The sequence below is a fragment of the Dyella ginsengisoli genome (assembly GCF_044904665.1).
Taxonomy (GTDB): domain Bacteria; phylum Pseudomonadota; class Gammaproteobacteria; order Xanthomonadales; family Rhodanobacteraceae; genus Dyella_A; species Dyella_A ginsengisoli.
Map to the genome: position 1 here is coordinate 189,516 of NZ_JADIKM010000003.1, position 15,500 is coordinate 205,015.

The 15,500-nt window shown below is 70.1% G+C and carries 18 protein-coding genes; 8 read left to right on the forward strand and 10 right to left on the reverse strand.

Features of this window, described 5'->3' with window-relative positions:
* Window positions 1–3 precede the first annotated feature (3 nt).
* The 5 genes from ISP17_RS10885 (at window position 4) to purF (ending at window position 5,285) form a co-directional block, all read left to right on the forward strand.
* The gene (locus tag ISP17_RS10885) at window positions 4–600 is read left to right on the forward strand and encodes a GNAT family N-acetyltransferase (RefSeq protein ID WP_404633016.1); all 597 of its coding nucleotides are present in this window, start codon (window positions 4–6) and stop codon (window positions 598–600) included.
* Between the two features lie 24 nt (window positions 601–624).
* Window positions 625–1,911, forward strand: a complete 1,287-nt coding sequence (gene folC, locus ISP17_RS10890; RefSeq protein ID WP_404633018.1) for a bifunctional tetrahydrofolate synthase/dihydrofolate synthase — start codon at window positions 625–627, stop codon at window positions 1,909–1,911.
* Between the two features lie 89 nt (window positions 1,912–2,000).
* On the forward strand, window positions 2,001–3,032 hold the full coding sequence (locus ISP17_RS10895; RefSeq protein ID WP_404633020.1) for an SPOR domain-containing protein: 1,032 nt from the start codon (window positions 2,001–2,003) through the stop codon (window positions 3,030–3,032).
* A gap of 31 nt (window positions 3,033–3,063) precedes the next feature.
* Window positions 3,064–3,780: a CvpA family protein gene (locus tag ISP17_RS10900; protein WP_404633022.1), complete on the forward strand. Its 717-nt coding sequence runs from the start codon at window positions 3,064–3,066 to the stop codon at window positions 3,778–3,780.
* A gap of 29 nt (window positions 3,781–3,809) precedes the next feature.
* Window positions 3,810–5,285: an amidophosphoribosyltransferase gene (gene purF, locus ISP17_RS10905; protein WP_404633024.1), complete on the forward strand. Its 1,476-nt coding sequence runs from the start codon at window positions 3,810–3,812 to the stop codon at window positions 5,283–5,285.
* A gap of 18 nt (window positions 5,286–5,303) precedes the next feature.
* Here the strand turns inward: purF and ISP17_RS10910 are convergent, their stop codons facing one another.
* Window positions 5,304–5,693, reverse strand: a complete 390-nt coding sequence (locus tag ISP17_RS10910) for a VOC family protein (RefSeq protein WP_404633026.1) — start codon at window positions 5,691–5,693, stop codon at window positions 5,304–5,306.
* A 90-nt stretch (window positions 5,694–5,783) separates the two neighbouring features.
* Here ISP17_RS10910 and ISP17_RS10915 point away from each other — a divergent pair, with 90 nt between their 5' ends.
* The 3 genes from ISP17_RS10915 to ISP17_RS10925 all read left to right on the forward strand — a co-directional run bounded on the left by ISP17_RS10915 (window position 5,784) and on the right by ISP17_RS10925 (window position 7,461).
* Window positions 5,784–6,593: a ferritin-like domain-containing protein gene (locus tag ISP17_RS10915; RefSeq protein ID WP_404634292.1), complete on the forward strand. Its 810-nt coding sequence runs from the start codon at window positions 5,784–5,786 to the stop codon at window positions 6,591–6,593.
* Window positions 6,594–6,724: 131 nt separating this feature from the next.
* Entirely contained in the window at window positions 6,725–7,147 is a 423-nt protein-coding gene (locus ISP17_RS10920) for an SRPBCC family protein (protein ID WP_404633028.1), read from the forward strand.
* Between the two features lie 41 nt (window positions 7,148–7,188).
* Window positions 7,189–7,461, forward strand: a complete 273-nt coding sequence (locus ISP17_RS10925; protein WP_404633030.1) for a DUF4242 domain-containing protein — start codon at window positions 7,189–7,191, stop codon at window positions 7,459–7,461.
* Window positions 7,462–7,509: 48 nt separating this feature from the next.
* Here the strand turns inward: ISP17_RS10925 and ISP17_RS10930 are convergent, their stop codons facing one another.
* From ISP17_RS10930 to ISP17_RS10970, 9 genes are all read right to left on the reverse strand, one after another.
* Entirely contained in the window at window positions 7,510–8,433 is a 924-nt protein-coding gene (locus ISP17_RS10930) for a glyoxalase (protein ID WP_404633032.1), read from the reverse strand.
* Between the two features lie 24 nt (window positions 8,434–8,457).
* On the reverse strand, window positions 8,458–8,859 hold the full coding sequence (locus ISP17_RS10935) for a DoxX family protein (RefSeq protein WP_404633034.1): 402 nt from the start codon (window positions 8,857–8,859) through the stop codon (window positions 8,458–8,460).
* Window positions 8,856–9,155: a DUF1427 family protein gene (locus ISP17_RS10940; RefSeq protein WP_404633036.1), complete on the reverse strand. Its 300-nt coding sequence runs from the start codon at window positions 9,153–9,155 to the stop codon at window positions 8,856–8,858. The genes ISP17_RS10935 and ISP17_RS10940 overlap by 4 nt, the downstream gene beginning before the upstream one ends.
* A 72-nt stretch (window positions 9,156–9,227) precedes the next feature.
* Window positions 9,228–9,929, reverse strand: coding sequence for a hydrolase (locus tag ISP17_RS10945; protein ID WP_404633038.1), 702 nt, complete (start codon window positions 9,927–9,929; stop codon window positions 9,228–9,230).
* 144 nt (window positions 9,930–10,073) lie between these two features.
* Window positions 10,074–10,817 carry a YoaK family protein gene (locus ISP17_RS10950; protein ID WP_404633040.1) on the reverse strand — a complete coding sequence of 248 codons (744 nt, stop codon included), beginning with the start codon at window positions 10,815–10,817 and terminating at the stop codon, window positions 10,074–10,076.
* 44 nt (window positions 10,818–10,861) lie between these two features.
* Complete coding sequence (locus tag ISP17_RS10955) at window positions 10,862–12,307, reverse strand: alginate export family protein (protein WP_404633042.1); 1,446 nt, start codon at window positions 12,305–12,307, stop codon at window positions 10,862–10,864.
* A gap of 8 nt (window positions 12,308–12,315) precedes the next feature.
* Entirely contained in the window at window positions 12,316–14,175 is a 1,860-nt protein-coding gene (locus ISP17_RS10960) for an amidohydrolase (protein ID WP_404633044.1), read from the reverse strand.
* Between the two features lie 85 nt (window positions 14,176–14,260).
* On the reverse strand, window positions 14,261–14,740 hold the full coding sequence (locus ISP17_RS10965; protein WP_404633046.1) for a helix-turn-helix domain-containing protein: 480 nt from the start codon (window positions 14,738–14,740) through the stop codon (window positions 14,261–14,263).
* Window positions 14,741–14,989: 249 nt separating this feature from the next.
* Window positions 14,990–15,349, reverse strand: a complete 360-nt coding sequence (locus ISP17_RS10970) for a hypothetical protein (RefSeq protein WP_404633048.1) — start codon at window positions 15,347–15,349, stop codon at window positions 14,990–14,992.
* Between the last annotated feature and the right edge of the window lie 151 nt (window positions 15,350–15,500).

Consider the following 15,500-nt stretch of genomic DNA (forward strand, 5'->3'; position numbering starts at 1 on the left):
TCGATGAGCGTGCGCGTGATCACCTGCGTCGGCCCGGCGGTAACGCCGCACCTGGACGACCTCGCGCGGCTGCGTATCGCAGTGTTCCGCGACTGGCCGTACCTGTACGAGGGCGACCTCGATTACGAGCGCCGCTACCTGGCCGCCTATGCGAACTCGCCGCGCAGCGTGTTCGTGCTGGCGCTGGATGGCGACACGGTGGTCGGCGCCTCCAGCGGCATTCCGCTGGCCGACGACGGCGAGGCATTCCAGGCGCCGTTTCGCGCGCGTGGCATGGCGGTGGACGAGGTGTTCTATTTCGGCGAGTCGGTGCTGCTGCGCGACTATCGCGGGCAGGGCGTCGGCCATCGCTTCTTCGACGAGCGCGAGGCGCACGCGCGGCGCCTCGGTGGATTCGCGTGGACGGCGTTTTGCGCGGTCGAACGCGATGCGGACGATCCGCGCTGCCCGCCCGGCCATCGTCCCAACGACGCGTTCTGGACCAAGCGCGGCTACCGGCGCCAGGACGACCTGTTCTGCACGCTGCCGTGGACCGAGATCGGCGCGGCGGCCGAGTGCGCGCATCGCCTGCGCTTCTGGCTGCGTCCGCTGGACGCCTGACGACTTATCTCCACCGGATCTCCGATGACCCGCACCCTCGCCGAATGGCTCGCCTACCAGGAAGGCGTGAACCCGCGCAGCATCGAGCTGGGCCTCGATCGGGTGCGCGCCGTGTGGCAGCGCATGGGCGCGCCGCGGATCGCGCGGCACGTCATCACCGTGGGCGGCACCAACGGCAAGGGCTCCACCGTGGCGCTGCTGGAAGCGATGCTGCACGCCGCCGGCCGGCGCACCGGCGCGTTCACCTCGCCGCACCTGCTGGCCTACAACGAGCGCGTGCGGATCGACGGTCACGACGTGGACGATGCCGCGCTGGTGGCGGCTTTCGAGCGCATCGAGACAGCGCGCATGCAGGGGCCGGACGCGCCGATCCCGCTGACCTATTTCGAGTTCGGCACGCTGGCCGCGCTGGATCTGTTCGCCCGCGGCGGGGTGGATGTGGCCGTGCTGGAAGTGGGGCTGGGCGGCCGGCTCGATGCGGTGAACATCATCGACGCCGACGTGGCGGTGATCACCACGGTCGACCTCGACCACGTGGACTGGCTGGGGCCGGATCGCGACAGCATCGGCCGCGAGAAGGCGGGCATTGCGCGCGCCGGGCGGCCGGCGATCGTCGGCGAGCTGGAGCCGCCGATCGGACTGCTCGCGGCGCTGGCCACGATCGGCGCGCGGGTGGAGCGTGCGGGCGTGGACTTCCACGTCGAGCGGCTGGATCGCGGCTGGCGCTGGTGTCATCGCGACGGCACGGTGATGGAGCTGCCTGATCCCGCGCTGGCCGCACCGGTGCAGTACGCCAATGCCGCCGCCGCGATCGCCGTGCTGCACGCGCTAGATGCCGGCGTACTCGGTGACTCGCCGGAGCGGACGGTGGCCTCGGCGCTGGGACGCGTGAGCGTGGCCGCGCGGCTGCAATGCATGGGTGGCGATCCGCCGCTGTACGTCGACGTGGGCCACAACCCGCAGGCGGCGCGTGCGCTGGCGCAATGGCTGGATGCCACGCCGCACGGCCGAGTGCATGCCGTGTTCGGCGCGCTGTCGGACAAGGACGTGGCCGGCGTGCTCGCCGCGCTGGGACCGCGCATCAGCCACTGGCACCTGGCCGGACTGAATCACGACACGCCGCGCGGGCTGCCGGTGCAGTCGCTGGTCGATACCCTGCAGGCCGCGCTGCCGGGCGCGCCGCACGACGCTCACGCAGGCGTGGCGGCGGCACTGGCGGCCGCGCGGGCGGCGGCGCAGCCGGGCGACTGCATCCTCGCCTTCGGCTCGTTCTTCGTGGCCTCGGCGGTGCTCGCATCCGGCGCCGCCTGAACGACGCACGGACCGATTTTCGGAAGAGCTGGCGAGGCCGGGTATAATTCCGCCGCTTTGCGCCGCGCCCGCCCATCCTGGAGCCCGTCTTGAAAACTCGCCTGCTGGGAGCCTTTGTTCTCATCGCGCTGCTTGTGCTGTTCGTGCCGATGTTCTTCCCGAGCAGCCCGCCCACGGCTCCCGGCGACCAGACGGTGAGCCTGGCCATTCCGCCGGCGCCGGACCGCGACCTGCAGACCAAGACCATGAGCCTGGACCCGAATGCCGCCGCGCCGGCCGCGGCGGCCAGTGCCGGTGCCGTGGTCATCCCAGCGGCGGGCAATGGCAGCAGCGACCAGCTGGCCACGGTCGACATCCGCTCGCGCCGCCCCACCGATGTGGAGACCGGCGACGGGGCGACTTCCGCCGCTCCGGCGAATGCGCCGTCCGAGCCCGCGGTCGCCGCTCCGGCGAATGCTCCGGCCAGCCAGCCGCCGGCCGCCGCGCCGGCGCCGGTCAAGCCGACCGCCAGTGAGCCGGTGATCAAGTCGCGGGCGCCGGCGGCCGAGCCGCCCAAGGCGACTGCGCCGGCGTTGCCGCCGGCCACCGCGGCACGCGGCAACTACAGCCTGAGCCTCAGCGCCTACGCGTCCAGCGCCGGAGCGCGCAGCCTGATGCAGCGCGTGCAGAAACTGGGCTATCCGGTGAGCAGCCGGGTGATCCAGCAGGGTGGCAAATCGCTCACCGCGGTGGAGGCGGGTCCGTTCGCCACGCGCACCGCCGCGGAGAGCGCGCGACTGAAGATCACCCAGAGCATCGCCGGTGTGCCGGTGCGCCTGGAAAGCGGTGCGAGCACGCCGGCCGGCGACGAGCCGGCCAGCACGGCGCCCAAGGCGGCTGCGCGCGCCGGCGGCTGGGCGGTGCAGGTGGCCGCGATGAGCAGCCAGTCCGACGCCAATGCCCTGCGCGACAAGCTGCGTGCGAACGGCTTCGACGGTTTCGTCGACTCGGTGACCGCCGGCGGCAAGAAGCTCTGGCGCGTGCGCGCCGGGCCGCAGACCCAGCGTGGTGACGCCGAGCGCGTGCGCGACCAGATCAAGTCCAAGCTTGGTCTGGCCGGCAACGTCGTCAGCGTCCCCTGATCCACGCCCGCCGCCCCGGACCCGCCGCAGGATGAACTGGACCGATTACTTCATCGCAGGCGTGCTGGCCGTGTCCGTGCTGATCGGCCTGTGGCGCGGGCTGGTGGCCGAGGTGCTGTCGCTGGCGATCTGGATCGGTTCGATCTGGGTCGCCTGGGCGTTCGGTCCGAGCGTGGCCGCGTACTTCGAGCACAGCATCCACACGCCCGAGCTGCGGCTGGTCACCGGCTACGGCATCTGCGTGGTCGCGGTGCTGATCGTCGGCGCGCTGGTCAACGCGATCTTCCGCCGGCTGGTGGCCGGCGCCGGGTTGTCCGGTCCGGATCGCGCGTTGGGCATGCTGTTCGGTTTCGCCCGCGGCGTGCTACTGGTGGCGCTGATGGTGTTCCTGCTCGGCTTCACCGCGGTCACCCGCGAGCCGTGGTGGCGCCAGTCGCTACTGCTGCCGCAGTTCCAGTCGGTGGCGATCGCGGTCGGGCACCACCTGCCGGCGAGCACGGCGCGCTACCTGCACCCGTCGCCCGAGGTGCTGGACGGCCTGCCGAAGCTGCCGGAGATGTCCGGCGCGGCCAACCTCAAGGGCGTGCGCGACATGCTCGACGCGCGCGGCGCTGGCTCCACGCCTTCGCTGGGCGACCTGAAGGCCGCCTTGCGCGGGCCGTCCGGCGCACCCACATCACCGTCTTCCGCGGCCTCGCCGGCGGTCCCCGCCAAGGCGGACCCGGCGGACGTGTCCTCGCATCCGTAATCGCAACACCCACGCAGGCGTAAACCATCATGTGCGGAATCATCGGCATTGTCGGCATCACCGAGGTCGCCTCGGCGCTCTATGACGGCCTCACCGTATTGCAGCACCGCGGCCAGGACGCCGCGGGCATCGCCACCGTGGATGGATCCCGCCTGCGCCTGCACAAGGGCAACGGCCTGGTGCGCGACGTGTTCAACCAGACCTCGATGGCCCGCCTGCGCGGCCGCATCGGCATCGGCCACTGCCGCTACCCGACCGCCGGCTCCGAAGGCGCCGACGAGGCGCAGCCGCTGTACGTGAACTCGCCCTACGGCATCGCGTTCGCGCACAACGGCAACCTGATCAACACCGAGTCGCTGCGGCGCGAGATGTTTCACGAGGACCGCCGCCACATCAACACCGAGTCCGACTCCGAGGTGCTGCTGAACGTGCTGGCGCACGAGCTGCAGATCCAGGAGCGCATGGCGCTCACCCCGGACCACATCTTCAAGGCCGTTGCCGGCGTGCATGCCCGCGCCCGCGGCGGCTACGCCTGCATCGGCCTGGTGCTGGGCTACGGCCTGATCGCCTTCCGCGATCCCAACGGCATCCGTCCGCTGGTGCTGGGCGAGCGCGTCACCGGCGAAGGGCGCGAGTACGCGGTGGCGTCCGAGTCGGTGGCGCTGGACGTGCTCGGTTTCAAGCGCGTGCGCGACATCGCGCCGGGCGAGGCGGTGATCATCACCGACGACGGCCAGCTGTTCAGCCGCCACTGCGCCGAGAGCGCGGTGCATGCGCCGTGCATCTTCGAGTACGTGTACCTGGCCCGCCCCGATTCGATGATCGAGGACGTCTCGGTGTACAAGGCGCGCCTGCGCATGGGCGAGAAGCTGGCGCAGAAGATCATGCGCCTGCGCCCCGATCACGGCATCGATGCGGTGATCCCGATCCCCGACACCGCCCGCACCGCCGCCAGCGCGCTGGCCGGCGCGCTCGGCGTGCCGTTCCGCGAGGGCCTGGTGAAGAACCGCTACGTGGGCCGCACCTTCATCATGCCGGGGCAGGGCGACCGCGTGAAATCGGTACGCCGCAAGCTCAACGCGGTGGACCTGGAGTTCCGCAAGAAGAACGTGCTGCTGGTGGACGACTCGATCGTGCGCGGCACCACCTCCAAGCAGATCATCCAGATGGCCCGCGACGCCGGCGCCAAGAACGTCTACTTCGCCTCGGCTGCGCCGCCGGTGCGCTACCCCAACGTCTACGGCATCGACATGCCGTCGGCCACCGAGCTGATCGCCGCCGGCCAGACCGAAAAGGAAGTGGAAGCGCAGCTCGGCGCCGACTGGCTGATCTACCAGGACCTGGAAGACCTGATCTGGGCCGTGCAGGACGGCAACGAGGACCTCAAGCACTTCGATACCTCGTGCTTCTCCGGCGAGTACGTCACCGGCCTGGAGAAGGAGTATCTGCAGCAGATCGAGCTGATGCGTTCGGACGACGCCAAGGCCGCCCGCCGTACGGCGTGAGAGCGCTGCTTGTCGGCATCAACCATCGGCAAGCGGGCGGCCGCCCAGGTTCTGGGCAATGCGCCAGAGCACGCCGGAGGGGTCGGTCATGCAGAAGTCGCGCATGCGCCACGGCCGGTCCTCCGGTTCGTCAAGGCGGATGTCGTAGCGCTCGACGATGCGCTCGTTGCGCAGGTGTTGGTGCCAGGCATCGACGTCGGCCACCAGCAGATGCATGACAAAGTTGTCGGCGTGGCCAGGGCGGTAAAAGTCCTGCAGCAGGAAACTGCACTCGCCGGCTGCGAAATAGGCGACGCCATCGCCCTCGGATTTCTCCTCGAAGCCGATGTCGGCGTAAAAGCGCCGCGACAGCGCATAGTCGCGCGCCGGGACAAAGGCCTTGATTTCGATGGTGGCGAGGCGATCCATGCGTAGGCTCCAAGAGAATGACGAGCGATGACTATGCCGCTTTCGCCTTACCTCGGCCATTGACCCAGACGCCCTTCCAGACTTGCCGTGATAAATGATATGCACGCCGCCGCCAAGCGCTGCCTCGATGCCGCCGATCCGGCGGAAAAGCTGCGCCTGACCCACGCCACCTGGCAGGCGCTGGAGGCCGGCGAGCTGGCGCCCGATGCAGCCGCGCCGGCGCCGCTGCCGATCGGTGCACCCGGTCGCCCGGCGCGGCCCGTGCTGGTCTCCGCGCGGCAGGTGCCGCAGCGCGGGCTCGGCACGCCGGAAGGGCGCGCGGCACTGGTCCACGCCGTGGCGCACATCGAGTTCAACGCGATCAACCTGGCCTGGGATGCGGTCTACCGCTTCCGCGGCATGCCGGCGGACTACTACCACGACTGGGCCAGCTGCGCGCACGACGAGGCGCGCCACTTCACCCTGCTGAGCGAGCGGCTGGCCGAGCTCGGCCACGCCTACGGCGACTTCGATGCGCACAACGGCCTGTGGGAAATGGCCGAGAAGACCGCCCATCGCGACACCGCGCGCATGGCGCTGGTGCCGCGCGTGCTGGAGGCGCGCGGGCTGGACGTGACGCCGGGCATGATCGAGCGCCTCACCGGTGCGGGGGATCATCGGACGGTGGAGATCCTGCAGCTGATCCTGCGCGAGGAAGTGGCCCACGTCGCCGCGGGCACGCGCTGGTTCCACTGGTGCTGCGCACGCGACGGCATCGAGCCGCGCGCCACCTTCATCGACATGCTGCGCACCTACATGGGCGCCAGCCTGCGCGGCCCGTTCAACCGCGCGGCGCGATTGCAGGCGGGCTTCGACGAGGCCGAGATGGACGCGCTGACGGCACTCGCCCTCACTGGCTGAATGTGGCGCGGCCCGTTGCGCTGCAGCTTTCGTCTCCGGATAGGGCCGAGTAGGTTCGGGAAGTCGCCGTCCTGCCCGTGGGCCACACGGCCCGTTGCCGACGGACGACGTCACTCCATGGAGGATCTCCCATGCTCAGTGTGTCCGAGTCGGTTGAACTGCCTGCGCCCGCCAATGCCGTCTGGAAGACGCTCGGCGATTTCGGCGGGGCGCAGCGTTATCTGGCGGTGGTGGAGCGTTGCGAACTGGCCCATCACGGCGGCAGCACCGAGCGGGTGCTGCATCTGAAGGGTGGTGGCAGCGTGCGCGAGCGGCTGGTGTTGTCCTGCGATGAGGATCGCTCGCTGCGCTACACCATCGTCGAGTCGCCGCTGCCGGTGGCCGACTACGTGAGCACCGTGCGGGTCGATCCGCTGGACGACCGCCGTTGCCGGGTCACCTGGTCCGCCACCTTCGAGTCGCACGGCAGCAGCGACGAGGCGGCGCGCGAGGCGATTGCCGGTATCTACCGCATGGGCTTCGATGGCCTGCGCCAGCTGTACGCGGTCGCCTGATCGCGCGACCACCCGCTCCTCAACCCAGGAGATATGCCGCCATGCCGAAATTCCTCATCGAGCGCGAGATCCCCGGTGCCGGCCAGCTCACCGCCGAGCAGCTCAAGGGCATCTCGCAGACTTCCTGCGGCGTGCTCAACGCCATGGGTCCGCGCATCCAGTGGGTGCAGAGCTACGTCACCGACGACAAGGTCTACTGCATCTACATCGCTCCGGACGAAGCGACCGTGCGCGAGCACGCGAAGCAGGGCGGCTTCCCCGCCAACAAAGTCACCCCGATCCACAGCGTGATCGACCCGACCACGGCGGAGTAGGTTGCGCGGCGACGCGGACGTGGCGCGTCGAGCCGCGGTGCGGTGGTGTCAGCGCACCGGGCGGACGCGCGAACGCAGGTCGTGGATTTCCGCCACGTAGCCCCCGGGGAACTGCACGATGGCGCCGTGGCGGTCGGCTGCCTCGTATGGTCCGTACAGCACGCGCGCATCTTTGCCGCGCGCCTTGGCCAGCGTTTCGCCGAGGCTCTTCACTTCGTAACCGGTGACTTCATGGCCGAACGGATAGGGCAGGTGGCCGTCGGTCACCAGCACCTGCATGCGACCAAACGCCGAGCGGATGCGGATGCGCCGGTAGCGCTCGCCGGGCCGGCCGATTTCGCCGGCATCGGCCCGCCGGTTGTCGTCCACTACCTCGCCGTGGGCGAAGCGCACGAAGGCCTGCACGAAAGCGTCGGCGCGGTCCGGCGACACGTAGACCCGGTTCTCCGGCACGCTGTCCAGCGGCGCGTAGTGCGGGGCGGTGAAATGCCAGTACAGCTGCATCTTCACGCCACCCGGCCACTGGATCACCGCATCGATGCCGATGGGGTCCTTAAACGGTGCTACCACCACCTCCGCGCCGGCCGCGCGCGCCTCGCGGATCGCCTGGTCCATGTCGGTGACGAGGTAGCCGGTGCGCTCCTGGCCGAACGGATACGGGATCGGCGTCTGGAACGCGAACGTCGACAGCGTGCCGGCCGGGGTCCACACGTACTGCAACGCGCTGCGGCTGGGTACCGGCAGCACGTTGGTCACGATGCGCGGGGACGGCTTGCCGCCGAAGGTGGCGGTGAAGCTGTCGACGAAGCGGTCGAAATCCGCCGGGGCGACGTAGACGTGCGTGGTGTCGTACTGGGGGGCGACCGCGACGCCGGCCTCCTGCGCAATCGCCGGACCGGCGCCGAGCGCGAGCAGCATGGCCAGTGCGGCGACGCGGCCGCGAAATCGATAAAAGGGGACGAGGAAGTTCATGGCGTGGCTCCGTGGCTGCACGAATCAGGGACGAGCGCGGGCCGCGGCCGATCGCGCCGTGGCACCCAGGGCCACCAGCACGAAACCACCGATCAGCCCGGCGTGCTCGAGAAAACTGTTGAGGTCGCGGAAGCGATCCATGCCGCTCTCGCGCCAGAACGGGTGACCGATCAGCGTGGCAGCGGCGGTGAACCCGGCCAGCGCAGCGGCGCCGGCGATCCGCCAGCGGCCGGAAGCGAACAGCACCAGCGCGGAGCCGGCCAGCTGGACGGCGATCGTGGCGATGGCGAAAAGCGCGGGCGGCTGCAGCCCGAAGTGCGCCTGCTCGGCGGTGGCGCCGGAGAAATCCACGAGCTTGCTGACCCCGCTGTACGCATACGCAAGGCACAGCCCGACGCGGGCGAGAAAGTCGAGTGTCGATCTCACGAGCGTGCGTCCTCGCGCGCCGCCGCGGCGACGCGGCCGGGCTTGATGGCATCGAGCGCCGCGTTCTGCGGCAGCGTGCCGAACACATGCTCGCGGCATTCGGCGGCGACCTTGGACACGGTGAGCGGCTCACGGGACAACAGCCGCTTGGCGATCGGCACGATCTGCTCGCCCAGCAGGATGCCCAGCAGGCCGACCAACGCGATCATCGGCGGCGCCGGCGAGCGCACCTTGAACAGCGCGTAGATCACGCCCACCAGCAGGCCGAGGGCGAGCGAGACGAGATAGGGTTTCATGGTTTGGCAAATCCTGTGGCGCAAGGGTGGCCGCCGACCGACGCGTGCGGCGCGCCGGTCGGCGGGCGGTGATCACGCGTGCGCGGCGCCCGGGATCACGTAGTCCGGATGCTTCGTCGCCGGCGCGCCGTGCACCATGGTGTAGGCGTATTCCACGCCGATGCCGTAGGCGCCGCAGTGCGTCTTCACGATGTCCATCACCGCGTCGTAGGTGCCGCGATGCGCCCAGTCGCGCTGCCACTCCAGCATCACCGACAGCGCGGTGACCGGCTTGGCGCCGGCCTGGATCACCCGCTTCATCGCGTTGTCGTGCGACAGCGCGCTGATGTCCCCGCAGCAGTCCTCCGCGACGTGGATGTCGTAGCCGTCGTGGATCATCTGCACGGTCGGCAGCGCCACGCAGGTTTCCGTCCACAGGCCGGACATCACCACCTTCTTGCGGCCGGTCTTCTCGACGGCGGCGACGAAACCGGCGTCGTCCCACGAGTTCATGCTGGAGCGCTCGATCACCGGATCGTTCGGATACACCGAGTAGATCTGCGGCCACATGTTGCCGCTGAATGCCTTGGTCTCCACTGTGGTGAGCACCACCGGCACGCCGAACACCTTGGCCGCCTTGGCCAGGATCAGGTTGTTGTTGATGATCGCCTGGCGGTCATGGCTGGACACGCCGAACAGCATCTGCGGTTGCAGGTCGATCAGCGTGACGACGCAGTTGTCGGGCGTGAGCAGGCCCTTTTCGCTGAGCTTGGGACGGTGGGTGGTCGAGGACATGGGCAGGTTCTCCGTGCGCCGTGGATGGAGGCAGATGGGGTTGCTGCGCAGTGCTGCGCGCGATGGCTCACATGGTGTCGGTGCCGGCGTGGGACGGATTGGACGAGCGTGCCGATTTGTCACGCACGTGGATCGCCGCCGTCATCATTCGTGCGTCGTTGCCCTGGCTGCCGATGCGGCGCGCGCGCCGGCGAGCACGGCCGGCGTCGTGGCGAGCAGTGCCGCACAGGCCACCGCCAGCGCGTGGAAATGCAGCCATGCGGTCATCGGCGCGGCCACCGCGGCACCGACGAAGAAGCCGGCCACGCCCGGCGCCATCAGTCGCATGCGCGCACTGGTTTCGGCGCGTGCGCCCGGCTGGCCGCGCAGGCATGCGACGGTCCAGCCAACCAGATCGATCGACGACTGCGTGAGGTTGCCGGTCATCACCGTGGTCGGCAGGCGCTGCAGGCCGGTCAGGCGCGGCAGCGCGTTCTGCACCGCCAGCGCGGCCACGCCCAGCACGGCGACCGGGATCACCGTCGAGGTGGTGGCAAGCGGAAAACCGGCGTGGGCCGTCATGGCGACGCCGGCCACCCAGAACGCCACCAGCAGCACGAATTGAAGCGCCATGAAGGCGCCGATCATGCGCGTCGACGGATGCCCGGCGAACAGGCGGCTGCGCGCCAGCAGCGCCACCAGCCCCACCATCGCCATGAACACCGGAATCATCACCAGGTTCGCCACGGCGAGGTTGTCGCCCTGTCCGCTGAGATGGGCCGCGGCCAGCACCATGTTGCCGGTGACGTGGGCGGTGAACAGCCCGCTCATGGCGATGAAGCTCAGCGTGTCGGCGTAGCCGGCGACGAAGCTCAGGCCGAATTGTTCGATGGTCAGGGCATGGCGCATGGGGGATAACCTCGGGTGGATAGGACGGAAAGGACCGTGGGCGCTCACCATCCGAAGCTGAGTTCCAGTTCCAGATAGTCGGCATCGTGTCCACCGGCCTGGCGGATCGCTGGGGCGACGCGGTAATGCACCCATTCCAGGTCGGTGTGGAGCTGGTGGCTGACGCGGTAGTCCAGTCGCAGCTGGGTGTAGCTGCCGGTGCGCCGGCCACCGTGCCCGGCGGTGCCCGGAACCGGTACGTCCGGTTGCAGATACACCGCATCGGCGGTGGTCTGCCGCCACTGCCAGCCGACCGCGGCCAGTACGTCCAGGCGAGCGGTGGGATGCACGGTGATCGAGGGCTTCACGTGCAGCAGGTTGGCGTAGCCGGTGTAGCCGCCGAGGGTGAAGTAGTAGCCGTTGGGAAACAGCGGATTGAAGCTGCCGAGGCGACCGTCGCCGGCGTGCCGGTCGCCGGAGGCGCTGTCCAGCTGCAGGCCCAGGCGCGGTGTCCAGGCGGGTTGGTCCCACGTGTAGCCCAGCCGCGCGCCGGTGGCCCAGGCGCGCACGGCTTTGGTGCCGACGCGCCCGGTCTGGCGCATGGCCTCGAGGTCCCAGTCCAGGCCGCCGCGCTGGCCGGCGTAGCGCAGGTCGAGGATGTCGCGCCGCTCGTCGCCGGACACGCCGGGGAAGTGCGCGTCGTCGCGGCGGTAGTGCGCCACGTAGGCGGCCAGATCGCCCGGCCCGACCCGCTGGCGTTCGACGCGAAATCCGCCGAAGCGCAGGTGGCCGTTGGAGTAGTCGTCGAAGGTGCGCGCGCTGCGGTACTGCACCGGCTGGCTGGCGAAGCTGATGACTCGCCACGGTCCGCGCTCCCAGTTCAGCCACAGCGCGTCGAACGCCTGGCGCACGTTGGGGCCGTCGCGCACGGCGACGAAGCGCTGCAGGTCGAAGCCCATTTCCTGCCGGCCCGCGCGCAGCTTCCAGGTGCCGCCGCCCGCCGGTCCGTTGAGCGCGACGAAGGCCTGGCGAAGATCGAGCCGGTTGGCATCGGCCGGGCCGACCCGGGCAGCGCCGGCGGTGCGGGCATCCTCCAGCTGGGTGAAGACCTGCACGTGCGGTCCCCAGCGCAGGTCGGCGTGCAGCTGTGCGCGCTGCAGCAGGCGGCTGTCGGCGGAGCGGTGCGCGGTGCCGAAGCCGGCCGCGTCGTTGGATTCGAAACGCTCGCGCAGGTTGGCGCCGAGCGAAAGATAGCGGTCGGGTGAGCCACCCAGCGGCAGGTACTTCAGGCGGTCCAGCGGTTGCGTGCGCAGCGCCGGATCGGCCAGCACCGACCAGTCTTCCTGCCAGCGGTGGAAGGCGATCGCCGGGCGTGCCGGGGCAGCGGTCTGCGATGCGGAGAGCGCGTCGGCGAACGTGGCCTCGGCGACGGTGAGCCCGGCCGCGCAGGCCAGCCCGCACGCGAGTGCGCGGCACGCCGACGCCGGACGGACACGACGACGGGCGGACAACCACCGCATCAGAACGCGAAGCAGGCGCAGCCGAGCGAGCCCCAGAAGCCGCGCAGATCTGCGCTCGGCGCCTGGTGCCGGGCCGCGTGCCCGCCGCAATGCACGTGGCACCCCGACGCGCTGTCGTGCGCGTGGCGATGGGCGCCGGCAAACGCGGCGCGCGCCTGCGCCAGCGTGCCGCCCTGGTAGCCGCCAAACGCGCGCACCGGCGACCAGTCCGGCATCGGCCGCGGCAGGGTGGGCGCAAAGCCACCGAACTCGCCGTCGCCGTGCACCACCTTGCCGCCCACCACGGTGAGCACGCTGGCGATGTCGGGGATGGCTGCGTCCGGCACGCTGAAATAGTCGGCCGACAGCAGGCAGAAGTCCGCCAGCTGGCCGACGATCAGCCGGCCCTTGTGGTCATGGTCATGCGAGAACCAGGCGCTGCCGTGGGTCCACAGGCGCAGCGCCTGCTCGCGGTCGAGCAGGTTGCTTTCGTCGTAAAGGGCCAGGCCGCCGACCGTGCGGCCGGTGACCATCCAGTGCAGTGCCACCCACGGGTTGTAGCTGGCCACGCGGGTGGCGTCGGTGCCGCCGCCCACCGGCACGCCCGCTTCCAGCATGCGGCGGATCGGCGGCGTGCGCCGCGCCGCCGCCACACCGTAGCGCTCCACGAACGCCTCGCCCTGGTAGGCCATGCGGTGCTGCGTGGCGATGCCGCCGCCCAGCGCGCGCACGCGGTCGATATTGCGGTCGGTGATGGTCTCGGCGTGGTCGATGATCCAGTGCAGGCCGTCGAACGGGATCTCGCGGTTGACCTGCTCGTAGACGTCGAGCACGCGGCTGATGCTCTCGTCGTAGGTGGCGTGGATGCGGAACGGCCAGCGGTTGCGCACCAGCAGCCGAACCACGTCGTCCAGCTCGCCTTCCATGCCCTGGGGCAGCTCGGGCCGCGGCTCCACGAAATCCTCGAAGTCGGCGGCGGAAAACACCAGCATCTCGCCGGCACCGTTGTGGCGCAGCATGTCGTCACCCTGGCGCGGCACGAGCAGCTTGGTCCAGCGGTCGAAGTCCTCCAGCTCGCCGCCCTTCTTCTGGGTGAACAGGTTGTAGGCGATGCGCACGGTGAGTTCGCCGTCGGCGTGCAGCTTCTGCACGATGGCGTAGTCGTCGGGATAGTTCTGGAAGCCGCCGCCGGCGTCGATCACCGAGGTGATGCCGAGCCGGTTGAGCTCGCGCATGAAGTGCCGGGTGGAGTTGAGCTGGTACTCCGGCGGCAGCTTCGGCCCCATCGCCAGCGTCGCGTAGAGGATCATCGCGTTGGGCTTGGCCAGCAGCAGGCCGGTGGGGTTGCCGTTCTTGTCGCGCTCGATCCGTCCGCCGGGCGGGTCCGGAGTGTCCTTGGTATAGCCGCAGGCGCGCAGCGCGGCACGGTTGAGCAGGGCGCGGTCGTACAGGTGCAGGATGAACACCGGGGTGTCCGGGGCGGCGGCGTTGATCTCGTCCAGCGTGGGCAGGCGCTTCTCGACGAACTGCGTGGCGCTGAAGCCGCCCACCACGCGCACCCACTGCGGCGCCGGCGTGCGGGCGACCTGGGCGCGCAGCATCGCCATCGCGTCGGCCAGCGTGTTCACCCCATCCCAGCGCAGCTCAAGGTTGTAGTTGAGGCCGCCGCGGATCAGGTGGGTGTGGCTGTCGTTGAGGCCGGGAATCAGCCGGCGGCCCTGCGCGTCGATCACCTGCGTATGCGCCGACAGTTGCGCCATCACCGTCGACTCGTCACCGATGGCGACGATCACGCCGTCGCTCACCGCCAGGGCGGTGGCATCGGGCAGGCCGGGATCGAGCGTGGTGATGCGCGCGTTGCGGACGATCAGATCGGACATGGGGAACTCCGTGGGCGAGTGCATCGCGTGGGTCGTCTTCCACGATGTCACGCCAGTGCATGGCGGGGCTTGCACCGTGTTGCGGTCAGCCGGCGCGTCGTTGAGCCTTTTCGCGGTGCGCGACGAAGCGGCACGGCGGCCAGCCGGTGATGCGCCGGAACGAGCGGGTGAAGTGGCTCTGGTCGCAGAAACCCAGCGTGGCCGCGATGCTGGCCACCGACTGCTCGCGCCGCGCGAGCAGCGTCTTGGCGTATTCCACGCGTTCGCGCATCACGTATTCCATCGGGCTGACGCCGAAGCTCAGGCGGAACATGCGGGCGAAGTGGAAGCGGCTCATGCATGCCGCGTTGGCCAGGTCGCTGAGGGTGAAGCGTTCGGCCAGGTTGTGCTGCAGGAAGGTCTGCACGCGCTGCATCGCTGCGCTGTTGAGCCCGCGTGTCGCGGTTTCCTCGCCGCCACGCGCCCCGTCGAGCTGAGGCGCAGGCGCCGTGTTCCATGCGGCGGGACTGTCGGTCGCGTGGCCGTCTTCATCGAACGGGCTGCTGCGGAACGATGCGTAGTCCATGGTGCGTACCCCTGGGCGTGGTCGGCGCGTTGCGCCGGAGGCGGGAGCGGGAACGTCCGTGCTCCCGACTCCGTGTTCCCGACGCACAGATTGGTCGGCATGGCGCCGACGCGGCAGCCCTATTCGCGTAGCGATGCACTCACTCGATCGGGTGATGGCAGCGGCGGCGGGCGGCGTGGTGGCATGGCGCCGGCACCCGCCGTGCATGCGTCGGCGTGCGCCGCGGCGCAGCCCGCTCTGATGCCGAGCTCAGGGCTCGTCGTCGTCCTGCATGACCACGAGCCGGCGCCCGTAGATGCGCGCGTCGAGCGAGTAGGCGCCGGGACCAAGCAGGAACAGTGCAAGTGCGTTGAGCATCGCCAGCGCGCAGATCCACGCGTCCAGGCCATCGGCACGGCGCAAGGCGGCGCCGCTGGCGAGCAAGGCCAGTACGCTGGCGATCGGTGCCAGCAGCCCCAATCCCAGCGCGATGGCCACCGCGGCGACCGCCGGCAGCAGCCACGGCAGGGCCAGCGCGCGGCCCGCCGCGTCAGCTTCGACCAGCGTGGCGACCGCCAGCGCCACGCGCACCAGGGCCAGGCCGATGCCGGGCCGTCCGTCAGGAAACATGGTGTAGAGGCGTTGCACGTTGACGAGGCTAGCCAGCGTGCGGCGAGCGGTAAATCCGCAAGGGGTAGGCCGCCGCTCCCCCATTTGGGGGAGGCCCTGTCGCGGCAATCGACCTATCTAGTGGGTTTGCGTGGCGTGGTGCGAACAACGT

Coding starts and splice junctions, on each gene's coding strand:
- purF (WP_404633024.1), top strand. CDS start 3,810: ATGTGCGGAATCATCGGCATTGTCGGCATCACCGAGGTCGCCTCGGCG.
- ISP17_RS10920 (WP_404633028.1), top strand. CDS start 6,725: ATGCTCAGTGTGTCCGAGTCGGTTGAACTGCCTGCGCCCGCCAATGCC.
- ISP17_RS10940 (WP_404633036.1), bottom strand. CDS start 9,155: ATGAAACCCTATCTCGTCTCGCTCGCCCTCGGCCTGCTGGTGGGCGTG.
- ISP17_RS10910 (WP_404633026.1), bottom strand. CDS start 5,693: ATGGATCGCCTCGCCACCATCGAAATCAAGGCCTTTGTCCCGGCGCGC.
- ISP17_RS10925 (WP_404633030.1), top strand. CDS start 7,189: ATGCCGAAATTCCTCATCGAGCGCGAGATCCCCGGTGCCGGCCAGCTC.
- ISP17_RS10945 (WP_404633038.1), bottom strand. CDS start 9,929: ATGTCCTCGACCACCCACCGTCCCAAGCTCAGCGAAAAGGGCCTGCTC.
- ISP17_RS10970 (WP_404633048.1), bottom strand. CDS start 15,349: ATGTTTCCTGACGGACGGCCCGGCATCGGCCTGGCCCTGGTGCGCGTG.
- ISP17_RS10965 (WP_404633046.1), bottom strand. CDS start 14,740: ATGGACTACGCATCGTTCCGCAGCAGCCCGTTCGATGAAGACGGCCAC.
- ISP17_RS10900 (WP_404633022.1), top strand. CDS start 3,064: ATGAACTGGACCGATTACTTCATCGCAGGCGTGCTGGCCGTGTCCGTG.
- ISP17_RS10950 (WP_404633040.1), bottom strand. CDS start 10,817: ATGCGCCATGCCCTGACCATCGAACAATTCGGCCTGAGCTTCGTCGCC.
- folC (WP_404633018.1), top strand. CDS start 625: ATGACCCGCACCCTCGCCGAATGGCTCGCCTACCAGGAAGGCGTGAAC.
- ISP17_RS10885 (WP_404633016.1), top strand. CDS start 4: ATGAGCGTGCGCGTGATCACCTGCGTCGGCCCGGCGGTAACGCCGCAC.
- ISP17_RS10930 (WP_404633032.1), bottom strand. CDS start 8,433: ATGAACTTCCTCGTCCCCTTTTATCGATTTCGCGGCCGCGTCGCCGCA.
- ISP17_RS10960 (WP_404633044.1), bottom strand. CDS start 14,175: ATGTCCGATCTGATCGTCCGCAACGCGCGCATCACCACGCTCGATCCC.